The sequence below is a fragment of the Vibrio sp. 99-8-1 genome (genome assembly GCF_013114595.1).
Classification (GTDB): Bacteria; Pseudomonadota; Gammaproteobacteria; order Enterobacterales; family Vibrionaceae; genus Vibrio.
Window position 1 is genome coordinate 36,154 of record NZ_VTXE01000021.1, and the last position, 13,806, is coordinate 49,959.

Annotated in this window: 12 protein-coding genes; 1 reads left to right on the plus strand and 11 read right to left on the minus strand. The window is 41.1% G+C overall.

Annotated elements, in window-relative coordinates:
- The first annotated feature begins 33 nt into the window (after positions 1-33).
- Entirely contained in the window at positions 34-1,272 is a 1,239-nt protein-coding gene (locus tag F0227_RS13075) for a helix-turn-helix domain-containing protein (RefSeq protein ID WP_171753659.1), read from the plus strand.
- A gap of 131 nt (positions 1,273-1,403) precedes the next feature.
- Here the strand turns inward: F0227_RS13075 and F0227_RS13080 are convergent, their stop codons facing one another.
- From F0227_RS13080 to iolD, 11 genes are all read right to left on the minus strand, one after another.
- Complete coding sequence (locus tag F0227_RS13080; protein WP_171753660.1) at positions 1,404-2,186, minus strand: DUF5718 family protein; 783 nt, start codon at positions 2,184-2,186, stop codon at positions 1,404-1,406.
- A gap of 75 nt (positions 2,187-2,261) precedes the next feature.
- Positions 2,262-3,194 carry a triphosphoribosyl-dephospho-CoA synthase CitG gene (citG, locus tag F0227_RS13085; RefSeq protein ID WP_171753661.1) on the minus strand — a complete coding sequence of 311 codons (933 nt, stop codon included), beginning with the start codon at positions 3,192-3,194 and terminating at the stop codon, positions 2,262-2,264.
- Positions 3,157-3,645: a citrate lyase holo-[acyl-carrier protein] synthase gene (gene citX / locus F0227_RS13090; protein ID WP_345775806.1), complete on the minus strand. Its 489-nt coding sequence runs from the start codon at positions 3,643-3,645 to the stop codon at positions 3,157-3,159. The genes citG and citX overlap by 38 nt, the downstream gene beginning before the upstream one ends.
- 60 nt (positions 3,646-3,705) lie before the next feature.
- The gene (gene citF / locus F0227_RS13095) at positions 3,706-5,244 is read right to left on the minus strand and encodes a citrate lyase subunit alpha (RefSeq protein WP_345775807.1); all 1,539 of its coding nucleotides are present in this window, start codon (positions 5,242-5,244) and stop codon (positions 3,706-3,708) included.
- 3 nt (positions 5,245-5,247) lie between these two features.
- Positions 5,248-6,123, minus strand: coding sequence for a citrate (pro-3S)-lyase subunit beta (citE, locus tag F0227_RS13100; protein WP_171753664.1), 876 nt, complete (start codon positions 6,121-6,123; stop codon positions 5,248-5,250).
- Entirely contained in the window at positions 6,123-6,416 is a 294-nt protein-coding gene (gene citD / locus F0227_RS13105; protein ID WP_171753665.1) for a citrate lyase acyl carrier protein, read from the minus strand. Before citD ends, citE begins: the two co-directional genes overlap by 1 nt.
- Positions 6,417-6,886: 470 nt before the next feature.
- Positions 6,887-7,579, minus strand: coding sequence for a response regulator (locus tag F0227_RS13110; RefSeq protein ID WP_171753666.1), 693 nt, complete (start codon positions 7,577-7,579; stop codon positions 6,887-6,889).
- Positions 7,580-9,211, minus strand: a complete 1,632-nt coding sequence (locus F0227_RS13115; RefSeq protein WP_171753667.1) for a sensor histidine kinase — start codon at positions 9,209-9,211, stop codon at positions 7,580-7,582.
- Between the two features lie 633 nt (positions 9,212-9,844).
- Entirely contained in the window at positions 9,845-10,831 is a 987-nt protein-coding gene (gene iolG, locus F0227_RS13120) for an inositol 2-dehydrogenase (RefSeq protein ID WP_171753668.1), read from the minus strand.
- Positions 10,832-10,869: 38 nt separating this feature from the next.
- Positions 10,870-11,697, minus strand: a complete 828-nt coding sequence (gene iolB, locus F0227_RS13125) for a 5-deoxy-glucuronate isomerase (RefSeq protein WP_171753669.1) — start codon at positions 11,695-11,697, stop codon at positions 10,870-10,872.
- A gap of 174 nt (positions 11,698-11,871) precedes the next feature.
- A complete protein-coding gene (gene iolD / locus F0227_RS13130) occupies positions 11,872-13,806 on the minus strand; it encodes a 3D-(3,5/4)-trihydroxycyclohexane-1,2-dione acylhydrolase (decyclizing) (RefSeq protein WP_171753670.1) in 1,935 nt (644 codons plus the stop codon).

Genomic DNA, 13,806 nt, shown 5'->3' on the forward strand with positions numbered 1-13,806 from the left:
TCATTTTTTCGATTTTTATGGCGGAGTTAAGTTTTGTTTTTAGCCGAAAGTTTACGTTGGGAAATCAGCCTGATTGGCTTATCACTTACTCTATTTACTCTGGCAAACGTATTAACAAAACCCTACAAACATCATACAGACTGGCAATTATGTGTCTGGCTTATCTTTCTCAATGTGCCATTCATTCATTCTTGGCTATCACACCTAAACATAGACTCCGCTACTCTATATTTGTACACCAATCCGACATTAAATCTCGTTAATGGTCCAATGCTATATCTCTATGTGCGGACGCTAATTAACAATGAATCGGCAGGAATAAAAACAACTGAGTTTTGGCACTTTGCTCCTTTCTTACTCTTCTACCTTTTATATATTTCCACATCCCACCCTGAGATGATGCCTCAACCCGATAGAGATCTATTGAATATCGAACCCGTTGCGATAAGCAGTGTTATGACATTTTTGCAGCCAGTTCTTATCCACTTCGGCTTTATTAATGTGATCTCATTTGTTGGCTACTCAGTAGCAACGATTGTGCTACTGAATAACCACCAGAAAAAAATACCGGGATTCTTCTCTCAAAATGATATTCAGGTAAATCTAAAATGGATTTACGCATTACCGGGCACATTTGCAACGCTCGCTCTGACTGCTGCCATTTTTGAAAGTGTTACTCTGTTCAACTCCCTTGTTCATCCGTTGATACTTCATTTATTGTCATTTCTCTGCTTTGTCATAATTCTCTGTTTTTTTGGCTTAAAGCAGAAACCTGTCTTTCAAATTGACACCAGTCAAACTAACGCTAGCATTCTTAATATAGAGAATAAAACTTTAGATGAAGACAAAAATGATGTAGAAAAAACTAATACACAGATAAGATCTGAACTAGAGCAGAATGACTCAGATAAAACATTTGTCTATCAGACTATCGAGCATATGAACGCTTATATGAAAAGCGAAAAACCCTTTATGGACCCTGATTTTTCGGTTTATACGTTAGCTAGTAGTCTGAATATTCCAAGGCGCATGTTGTCTCAAGTTCTCAGTACAGGTCTTTCAAAAAACTTCTATCAATATGTAAATGAATTCCGGATTGAAGAAGTAAAATTTCAATTGGCGAATCAAACAGAGAATACCACTATACTTGATATTGCTTTTCAAGCAGGGTTTAAATCGAAATCAAGTTTTAACAGCCTATTTAAGCAACACTGCGATATCACACCGTCTCAATACCGAAAGAAAATGCAACAGCAAAATGACGCTTCATAATCAACAATCCGGTCAATGGTTTTTAAATTTTACTCTTCGGTAGTTTGATACCGATACCGAGTGATCAAACTCGCCATACCACTACTCTAACCCAACGTAGACCTAGAAATCACAATGCTTTCACTCTAGGTTCAAACCACTAGCTGAGTAAACGACAGCATATGGCTATCATTAACCAGTTCCCCTTGAAGCAACCGTTTTTCAACTTCACTGGGGCTGTATTTGTCCGTTTTAAATGCCGATATATGGACCTTATCCCCGATTTCGATAAAGTTCTCTTCTCCCCAACCGGAGTAATTTGGCGCACCGGTATAGAGAATTAATTCTTCAGGGAAATTGTTCGCTGAAAACTCAGGATGAATCTCTTCATACATGCCCTCATCTTGCTGATGATTTACCCGCTCGATAATCCACTCGATAAGTTCTCCATGAAAGAGTTTGGTATCCAAACAATCAACTAACTCTGTCGCACAATGAAACTTACCATCCCGCTCAATATAGGAGATAAGATTCAAATTTTTGCCGTAGTTCGCTTTGGTGAACTCCTGCATCTGCCACCAAGTTGAATTAATTCCTTTAGATTTCTCTCCCCACGCCTTTCTCTGTGAGATTTTTGATGAACCGTCCAGCGAACGAATCGTGAAATCATTTCCGATTGTCATATGTGTTGCGGTTAATTCAGATAACCTGCCGTTTTGATAGCGAGTCGCAAATCGAATGACAAATTCTGGTTCGATATCTAGGTCAGTTCCGCTCTGCGGATACTTGGCTTCAACACCCGATGTAACCGTTTCCGGGTGATCACAATGAATCACAAATATGCCATTGGGTAATGGGTGCTCTTTTACATTCTCTGCGCCACTTAAATGGCCGAAGTAATTGCCAATGATTCCTATCGATATACTATTTAACATTTAAAACCTTATAAAAAACTCTCACTGTTTACCAATGAGAGAGTGGAGTGAGGTAATGAGGTAGTGATCATTCCATTAATTTGAACAGATATTCAGCTGTGCTAATAACCAAGTGGCAGCTAACAAATCGGCACTTCCGCCTGGACTTAAATTTTTCGCTATTAATTGCTGGTCGAAATTAGAAATAGAAACATCATAGTTGAACTCCGAACATGCAAAGCTATCAAGTAATTTCTGAGCTTCTTTTTTTACAAAATTCAACCCTTCTATGCCGCCTCTATTTATCAAATTGGTGTCATTATTATTCGCCATCAAAGAGAGCAAGGTTTTAGATAGAGCTTGCTCCTCAGAATAGGCTTTATTTATATGCTCTTCATAAACCGGCAAAGCACAATCAAAAATAGTGGGGTATCCTAACGCAGCTTCTCCCCGAATGCCTGTAAAACCATAGTCATGAAAAATGCGTTCTCCCGCGGTTCTCAAATTGCCGGTCTGTTTTTCTAGGTCATCTCGCACAATAGTTGCGCAGCAAGATCGAATCACTTCACGCACCTGAGACGCATTAGACGGAACATTGCGTTGGTGCAACCAACCTACTGCACCGCATATAAGACCAAGGGTAAATATCATTCCTTTGTGTGTGTTCACATTGTTCGTAGCGGTAAACATCGCATGTTCGGCTTGTATGCCGACTTCTCGAAGGGGTAACAAAAGATCCGTCGGAGAAGAGTGATGAAACTCCATCCCGACGCTGACAAACTTTTTCATATAAGGACGAAGCGCATCAGAACTGGCAATAAAGGTACCAATATCCATATCCCGATGAGCGCCCGATGATGCGCAGTCCACCAACCCCGCCTTGGGCGTTAAATGCGCTTCTAGCATCATAGCGTGATAAGCCAGATTACCCACAAGCTCTGTAATATTAAGTTTTAACTTTCCACTCGATGACGTTCTATATAGACAGCAATCATTGAGTAACCAGCGGATCGAGTTGCTCGCAATCATTTATCATCTCACTCATTTTTTGTTTAAGTTCTGACAACGCATGATTTCTGCTTCGAGCGCAAACCTTCGCATCTCTATCACATAACAGGCATGGTCGTCGCGCCAGTCTTAGGTTGTCTCTGGAAAGTGCAACACCCTTATTATCAACAACATCAATATCGAATAACCGACCTAAAGGGTGTTCATCTTCTATGTTCACCATCCGTCGCTTCAGCACTTCTACGCTGCTCGATTCCACCGCAATTAAAAGCTCTACTCCGGTGACCAAGCTAAACTTTTCGATACTGATGATAGACAAGTTCTCTGTGCGGCAAGCTTCTAAAATCGCAATATAGCCACGCTCAAATGCAATTTGTGAAAGCTTGTTTCGCTTGATCTCCCCCATCATATTGATAGTGAAACTTATAAGGGAAAGCGAGTAGTCCTTTACCCACTTCTGTTGCCGGCTCACTCGCCGTTCCCTATTATCCAGTACCTGTTGGAGCGTTACTGTTGGCCCAGCAAACAATATTTAGTCCTTAACTTGTTTGATGACATCAATAACAGAACCATCACGGTAACGAACATAGCCTACAACATTATCCAAATACTCTATCGCTTTGGGTTTTCCAGTTAACTTCTCTGCACGTTGCTGAAGGGCGTTAATATCAAACGTTTCGATACCTGCCTCTTCAAGACGGCGCTTAACCTCTTCGCGTTTAGGATTAACGGCAACACCATGATCCGTGACTAACACATCGATTTGCGAGCCCGGTGTAACCACATTTAACACTGAATTGACTACCGTTGGTATACGACCTCTTACAAGAGGTGCGACGATAATGGTCAGATTTGCCGAGGCAGCAGTATCACTATGACCACCAGAGGCACCACGAATTACCCCATCAGAACCGGTAATCACGTTCACATTGAAATCAACATCAATTTCCAAAGCACTAAGAATCACCACATCGAGTCTTTCTACTGTCGCTCCTAATGATGAAGGGTTCGCGTATTGATTAGCGGAGATCTCAATATGTTTTGGATTACGAGCTAACGAATCAGCGGCATCTGAGTCGAAGGACTGCACATCTAGTAAGGTCGAGATTAACCCTTTTTCGTGCATCGCCACCATGGTTGAAGTGATGCCACCTAAACCAAAACTTGCCGTGACATTGTGTTTGGTCATTTTATCTTCTAAGAAACGCGTTACGGCTAATGAGGCACCGCCAGATCCTGTCTGCAAAGTAAATCCATCGTAGAAATAACCTGAGTGCTCAATCACATCAGCGGCCTTTCTTGCAATCAGGAGTTCTCTAGGGTTCTTAGTCATTCGCGTCGCGTCGCCACCAATTTTTGATGCGTCGCCAACTTCTTCAACTTTCACGATCGCATCAACCTGATCTTGCGAAATTGACGCAGGAGAGTTCGGATAAGCAACCAACTCTTCCGTCAGAACAATAACCTTATCGGCATACTGCGCATCTACTTTGGCGTAACCTAGAGAGCCGCATCGAGATCGACCAACAATCGCATTGGCATTACCAAACTCATCACTGCTTGATACCCCAATAAACGCCACATCTATTTTTAGCTCACCCGTTTCAACTAAATGCACCCGGCCGCCATGGGAGTGAATTTGAATCGGCTGTTTCATTAACCCGCGAGATATCTCCTCAGCAAGCTGTCCCCGAACGCCAGATGTATAGATTTTTCCTACAACACCATTTTTTATATGCTCAACAATAGGCACATGAATGGTTGATAGAGAGCTAGACGCCAATGTCAGATCTTTAAAGCCCATCTCTGCTATTACATCCATCACCTTGTTAATGATTTTATCTCCACCACGAAATGAGTGATGAAATGAAATCGTCATGCCATCTTTTAAGCCGCAGTTTTTTATCGCACTTTCAATAGATGCATGCATTTTGCGGTCAAGCCTATTGGTTTTATCTACCATTCGTGCAGTGATCTCATGAGCATCGCTAAACGGTCGCATATTGCGGTGTCCATTGGCAGGAATTTCAATCTCTCTGTTTAATACATTCTTAATCGTTGTCATAGCAATGCCCTACTCTTTAATTCCTGTTTTTGCTCGTTGAAGTGTCCAGCGAGCTCTTTCAATGATTGGGCCATCAACCATTTTCCCGTTCAAAGATGCAACACCAGAGCCTTGGGCTTCTGCTTCTTCTGCAACTTCTATAACGGCGATAGCGTGGTCGACTTCAGCCTGAGAAGGAGCAAAAACGTTGTGCAACAATTCTATTTGACGCGGATTGATGAGTGACTTGCCGTCAAAACCAAGAGACTTAATATGCTCCGCTTCATTGAGAAAACCTTGTTCATTGTTCGCATCGGAATACACGGTATCGAAGGCCATAATTCCCGCCGCTCGTGCTGCTTGTAAGATAGAACAGCGAGCAAACAACAGTTCTGTGCCTTCAGGGGTACGCTGCGTTCTTAAGTCTCGTACGTAATCTTCTGCGCCAAGCGCGATACCAATAAGACGATCTGACGCGGTAGCAATTTCAACAGCATTATTGATCCCCATAGCTGACTCAATAGCGGCAAGCATACGAGTGCTGCGCGGCGCGCGGCCAAACTGCTCTTCTGCTTCTGAAATTAGTTTATCCATATCAATCACATCTTGAGCACTGTCCGTTTTAGCTAAACGGACTGCGGTGACTCCTGCTTTTACCACCGCTCTAACATCTTCACGGCCAAATTTGGTATCCAGTCCATTCACCCTGACAATGGTTTCAATCCCCTGATAAAATGGGTGTTGCAAAGCGTTATAAACCAACATGCGTGCCGTATCTTTCTCCCGAAGTGATACCGAATCTTCCAGATCAAACATGATGGCATCTGGCGTATAAATAAATGAGTTGCTTAACATCGCTGCGTTAGAGCCGGGTACAAACAGCATGCTTCTACGTAACTTAGCCATTACAAGTTTCCCCAAGCCATCTGTTCTGTTTTCGCTGCGCGCATAACCGCAGCCTGTACTCGAGCTCTGATAACACAATCAAGAGCGCCTTTGTCATTGACAGTAACGCACGCGGCTTCAACGCCCATTTTGCAGAGTGTCTCTTCTACAACTTGCGTAATCTGTTCACTAAACTGTTTCTCTACAGAGCTTGTGATTTCTATGTCTAACGTTTTGCTTTCAGAAGGCCAGACCTCAACTAACAGGTCACTGGACTCCAGCGTTCCGGCATAAGATCGCTGAGCGATTATCATTTTATTTCCTCGTAAATCGTGTGTTGGAGTAGGTCAAAATTTTGATTCGAGGCGGAAAGGCAAGCTATTTACCAATTCGTCTATATCCCCAGCACTGCTTCACCGTTGCAATGCCGAAGTCAGGTCTATTTTCCGTATTAAGCGCGACGAATTAGCGACAACAATCAAGCTTCTCAGCAAGTTAAAAATCATTAATGGATTTTATGAATTTAATCTTTACTTTAAGGTGGCTTTATTCAAAGGGCAGAAAAGAGTGTGCTAAGAGAGGTTGTTCAGTCTGAAAGGGGTTGGGCAAGATATTGTTAGTGCTGCCTTGTATAAAGCACCAATAAACTACTGCAAAAATAGTCGCGAAAGATCAACTGACCCTCATATAAAGTAGAGCATCCTTACAGGACGCTCTACTTTATATGAGGGTTAACTTCATTCGGTAAACGGTATAAAAGAATGGCAAGCCCGAACTGGAGAAACTAACTGGACTTTAAATACACTCGTTCTGGTCGGCCAACCCTGCCGTGTTCATTTTCTGCTTGCAAAAATCCACTAGAAGCACAGTATTCGAGATAACGTCGAGCGGTGGTTTTACTGATACCGACCTGTTCTCCTAAGCTTTCAGCAGTAAATCTAGTACCAACGTTCCTGATAAAGACCTCTTTGATTTTATCTAGAGTTAACTCACCAATCCCTTTTGGTAACGTCTTTGCCGTTTTATCTCTCACTTGGATATTAAATAAGTCGTCCACATGTCGCTGGCTTATATTGTCGTAGGCATTGAGTGCGCTGTAGTATTTTAAATACCGATTTAAGGTGTCTTTTAACCGATCGTAAGCGATGGGTTTTAAAATATAATCAAAGCATCCGCAGTGCATGGCATCTTTTACCGTATCCATTTCGCTAGCTGCGGTAACCAGAATAACATCTGGTTTTTTTTCATTCTTTTCCGAGACAATCTCACGCAATAGATCGACACCCAGCCCATCAGGTAAGTAGTTATCCAAAATGACAAGTTGAGGTTTATGAACCTTAATCATGGTTCTCGCCATATTCAGATTAGAAGCTATTCCCACAGGATTGAAGCGAAACATCTGTCTTAAAAACTGGGCATGTAACTCAGCGATTCCTACTTCGTCTTCTACTATTACTACGTCTATCAATTCCATCATCTATGTCCGTCTTTTTGGAATAAAAATTGAAAAAATGGTTCCTTTGGGTTCCGCATCATCAACCAAAATCATACCACCTGCATTTGTTACATAGCGATGAACAAGATAAAGTCCGATGCCATGCCCCTCACTCTTTTTTTTACTTGTCACCCCACGCCGATACAGGGAATCTGCCACGTCCGGATCAATACCCGTACCGTTATCTGCCACTTCCATAACCAACTCTTTTCCTGCATCTGTGATCAAAAATGTGACGACTTTATTGCTATTCGGGTTGTTAAGAGACGCTTCAAAAGCATTGTCTAACAAGTTACCTATTACTGCCGACAACTCATTTACATCAATCATCTCTGTTGAGGCCGATAACTCACATGTTGGGTCAAATTGTAGCTCTAAGCCTAACTCTTTTGAGCGAGTATATTTGCCTAACAACAAGCCTGCAATTTGGTTGTTTTTAATGTTTTTCCTAATATAGTCAATTAATCTTTGATTATTATTGTTCTCTTGATTAATTAATAACAGCGCCGCGTCACTGTCACCAATTTCAATAAGACCAGAGATCATAGACAATTTATTTGCGTATTCATGCCTTAATACCCTTAAATTATCGGTGTATTGTTTTATTTGCGTCAGCTCTGCGGTTAATGAGTTAATATCATCTTTGCGTCTAAAACTAACCACCCAGCCAATAAGAAGATCCGCTTCTATCATAGCAACACGATTCGCGATAAAGGTACTTCCATTAAAATAGACAATCTCATCTTTTATATTTTTATCAAAAGGCTCCTGAAAAAATATTTTCGTTTGAGACAAATACTCTAGAATACTGCTATTTTTCAGTTCACTAGCTTGTTTATTAATACCCAACATCGCAAGCGCTGTTTTGTTAATCGCCAAAATCTTGCCTTGCTTATCAATGGCAATCACTCCCTCGTAGACAGATTTCAGTATCGAATTTTGTAGATATAAGGCCAGCGCTATCTGCGAAGGCTCCATGCCATTCATTTTCCGCTTAATATGACGAGAAAAAAACCACGCACCGATGATTGTCAAAATGAATACCGTAAGCACATCGTAAGCAAAAGGTTTTGCATAAAACAATAGCCATTGATCAAAACGGTTGAGTAAGTAACCCACCGATACAACACCGATGATTGAGCCGTCAAAATCAATAATAGGCGTTTTGCCTCGAACACCGTAACCTAAGCTTCCCTCTCTAATAGAAACGTAAGATTCACCTCTTTCTAGTGCCCCCGCGTTATCGCCGCCCTGCATAGGGAAACCAATTTTATCCTCAACTGGGTGAGCCAGACGAATGCCTTCTGTATCTCCAACAACAATAAAACTGGCATCTGAGATCTTGGTTAAACGCTCGATCAGTTTTTTAATCTCTGGCTGATTTCTCACTCTGACGTCATTAATTAACTCAGGATCACTGGCAATTTCCTGCGCCTGAATCAGTGCTCGAGTTCCAACCTGATCCTCAAGTGTATCAAGCAAGGCTGAATGGAAATTACTGCTCATGAATACAAGCTGCAGAGTTAGCAAAGCAAAAATGAGAAGAAAAACTTTTTTCCTGAATGAAAAACCAAACTTCACTTTACTTATCAATTGATGAGAGATTTCATTCATAACCCGATGCCCAGCTAGCTGTTCTTGATATATTCCACTTAATTATAGTTTTAATAATAATATAATTCACCACTAAATCTAAACAGTGTGATAACGGATATAAAAACCGAATATATTATATCTATCATCATTAACATATTCTTTAAGTAAAACAGTACGCCACAATCAAGACTCATATTTTTACTAGTATTTAATGCACCTAATGGTTTTAATGAATTTAATTATTGTCAATCCCATTCACTCAACGGTTAGATAATATCCATCATCAAATATATCGAGTTATACCAATCACATTCATTATCTAGAAAAAGTGAACTCAATTTCTCAGAATAACTAAGAGCACCATAGCAAGTTATAATTAAATATCGCGTCCATTCATGTCTTTTTTTGTCCGTTTCTGTCAATTTAATCAAATTTTATACTACCGAACAGATACTAAGCTGGATGAATATAAATGAAAGAAGCAGAGGTTCTGAGGACGTACGACATTAGAAAGTAATCAAATATTGATTCTTGTGCTGATCGGATTTAATTCCGCCCAGAAAAAAAGACCTCTCGAAAAAGGTCTTTGATGGCTTAATTTTTACGTTTTACGTTTTACGTTTTACGCAAAATAATACGGTTGGATACTTTTTACAGTGATACTTTTTTTCCAGATTTCAATGATTCTAATGCGGCTTCTGCAAGAACCAATGCATACTCACCGTCATCACCGTTACAGCTTGGTTGGCAACGTTTAGCTATCACATCAACAAAGTGGCTCCATTCTGAAATATAAGCCGCTTCATAACGCTCAAGGAAGAATGGGTGTGGTTTTTCTGCATTACAACCCGTTTCACCCCAGTGCTCAACAAGGCTTTCCAGCATATTATTCGCCTGAAGAAGACCTTTCTCGCCGTGAAGTTCCATGCGTTGATCATAACCATAGCCAGAACGGCGACTATTCATGATGGTTGCTGTGGCACCATTTTTAAATTCGATAATAATTGTCGCAGTATCAATATCACCCGCGTGACCAATAGCAGGATCAACAACACAACTGCCACTTGCATAAATAGATACTGGCTCGTCACCAATAATAAAACGTGCCATATCCAAATCATGCACCGTCATATCGCGGAACATACCGCCAGACACTTCACTGTATTCCGCTGGCGGTGGCGAAGGATCTCTAGATGTGATGAGCAATGATTCTGCTTTACCAATTACACCAGCGCCAAACTGCTCTTTTACTTTACGGAACTGAGGGTCAAAACGACGATTAAAACCCACTAGCATTGGTACTTCGTATCGCTTAACAACAGAAAGACATTCGCGCACACGTTCAAGGGAAAGATCGATCGGCTTCTCACAGAAAATCGCCTTTCCATTTTTCGCCGCCATCATTGTTAGGTCTGCATGCGTATCTGTTGCAGAGCCAATACAAACAGCATCTATTTCTGGGTCTGTCATTGCTTGTTCAATTGTTTGAACTTTAGCACCATAGGCCGCACAAATTTGTTGCGCACCTTCGAGGTATGGGTCAATAACAGAATAAAGATTTGTTTCAGGGTGATTATTAATATTTAGTGCATGAACCTTTCCGATGCGGCCCGCACCAAACAAAGCAATATTAAACATAATTACATTCTCTAAGTTGTTGTTAATAATTGTGGAGTCTATTTTTTTAAATGCTTTTTGGCGTATTCGTCTGAGTTCACCCAATTATGATCGGCTTCCCAAGTAAATAACCATTTACGCGTTGGCCCAGCCATTACATTTAGATAATAACTATCGTAACCGGCGATGGTCGCGACTGGATGATAGCCTTTAGGTGCTTTTACAACGTCTTTGTTATATACAGCCATCGATTCGTCGAGTGTGCGATCATCGGTATAAACTCGTTGTAAACAAAACCCCTGAGAAGGGTTCAGACGGTGATAATACGTTTCTTCTAAATAGGTTTCTGTTTCTGTCGCTTCATCATGTTTATGGCTTGGATAAGAGCTAGTACAGCCTTCATCCGTATAAACTTCTACCACAAGCAGACTATCTGCTTCTTTATAATCCGGAAGAATATTATGAACATAGCGTTGGTTGGCGCCTGCCCCGCGATGTTCTGCATCGATGTCGTCTGGCGCAATAAGACGAGTCTCATGGCTGCCTTTTCCGGGGGCGGTACAGATCGCTATTTCTAGATCGGTATGAGATTTGATTGTGTATGCTTCATTGTTCGCAATATAAACCGCATAAGGCTTTTTGCGTTCAAAAGGACTCATTCTGTCGCCAATATCTTTAAACAATTTTGAATCCGTTTGAACTGTCGCTTTACCAGAAATAATAACGACACAAGTTTCTATATCTGATGCTTCAAACTTTAAAGATTGGCTAGGATTTAGTTCATAAGCTTTAAATCCTACATAGTCCCATCCTGCCGATTCTGGTGTGATGTCTTGTGTCGGCGTGGAACCGTTCACATACTCGTATTTTGATAATAATTTAGACATAAAGATCCCAAACTTACTGTTATATAAGGTAAATATTCGTTGGAATTAACTATTGATACAAACTACCACCACGAAATATAAATTTCAAAATAAATTAAATGCGAATTAATTATTTTATTTGATGTGTGATAGCGATCATATCAACCCTCTACCTTAGAGGGTTGATATACCTTGTTAGTATTGACGTGCCTTAGTAGCTAAAACCTCTTTAATGCTTGCGGCAGCATCAACAACCTCTTGTTTTTTAGCCACTTGTGCCGTTCCGCAACGCCACCACGCTTCATAACCGTTGGTCATGGTTTTAGGCAGAGTTTTAATATCAATTAGGGTTGATACCGTCTGTTTTTTGGCATCTTCAACAGCAGCTATCAATTCAGCCTCCGTGCGCACGGTATAACTCTTACAACCATAACTTTCGGCATTCTTGGCAAAATCAACAGGTACAAGCTTGCCTGTCATTCTCCCTGTTTCTGGATCTCGGAAGCGATTTTCAGTCCCATAACTCCCCATGCCTTGACTCATTTGTAGGTTGTTAATACAACCAAACGCCGCATTATCAAACAGTATCACGTTGATTTTGATGCCTTCTTGGATTGCGGTTTGTAACTCCGAATGAAGCATCATGTAGGAACCATCTCCAACCATTGTATAAACAGGTTGCTCTGGGCTCGCTATCTTCGCACCAATCGATGCCGCAATTTCATATCCCATGCAGGAGTAACCATACTCCATATGATATGTATCAGGGTGTTTTGGTCGCCATACACGCTGAAGATCTCCCGGTAGCGAACCAGCAGCCCCAACAACAATCGCGTTATCTTCCAACGTTTGGTCGAGTAATCCTAAAATACGAGTCTGAGTTAGCTCAGTGTCTAATGAATCACGATACTCAATGAGCTGACTATCAAAGTGACCATCCACTTCAGGCGTAAACTCATCGCTAAATTTGATATTAAATAAACGATCTAACTCTTGCTCCCATGCAGATTTAGCATCAACAATTTCATTTTTGTATTGAGTTAAATAGTTTTCTAAAACAAGTAAATTTTCTATCTCTTTTAACGCCGATTTTGCGTCTGCAACCACTGAAATTGCATCCAGTTTGCACGCATCAAATTCAGCGGTATTAATCGTTAAAAATTCCACTTCAGGATTTTGGAATAATGATTTTGAAGCAGTAGTAAAATCGGTAAAACGTGTACCGACACCGATAACTAAATCTGCGTCTTTCGCGACTAAGTTTGCAGCTAAACAACCTGTTGTTCCTATCCCGCCAAGATTTAATTCATGACTGGCAACAATGGCACTTTTCCCAGCTTGTGTTTCTCCAAATGGAATATTGAATTTCTCAGAAAATTCTTGAAAAACACCATGTGCTTCTGAATATCGAACACCACCACCACAAACTAGAATTGGTTTCTTCTTTCTCTTAATTAGATTTACAGCGTCACGAATCATTTCTGATGTTGCTGGACGGCGTTCAATTCTATGAACTCGTTTCTTGAAAAAGTAATCAGGGAAATCATAAGCTTCACCCTGTACATCTTGAGGTAAGCAGATAGTCACCGCGCCCGTATCAGCAGGGTCAGTAAGAACACGCATCGCATTGATCATTGCGGTCATCAGTTGTTCAGGACGATTCACCCTATCCCAATAGCGTGACACAGGCTTAAAGCAGTCATTAGTGCTAATAGAACAGTCATGGAATTGCTCTACTTGCTGTAACACGGGATCTGGCTGACGGCTTGCGAATATATCTCCCGGAAGAAATAAAACCGGTATTCGATTGGCCGTTGCCGTTGCTGCTGACGTGACCATATTTGCAGCGCCCGGACCAACAGATGACGTTACCGCGTAGATTTTTTTGCGTTTGTGCTGCTTAGCAAATCCCATTGCAATATGAGCCATGCCTTGCTCATTACAACCTTGATGTACAATAAGGCTTCCGGCATCTTCTTCTAATGCTTGGCCTAAACCGACTACGTTTCCATGTCCAAAAATCGTGAATACACCATGTATAAACTTATCTTGCTTACCATCGAACTCAACGTATTGTTGATTCATAAATTTTACTAGCGCTTGCGCAGTTGTCATTCGTATGGTGTTCAT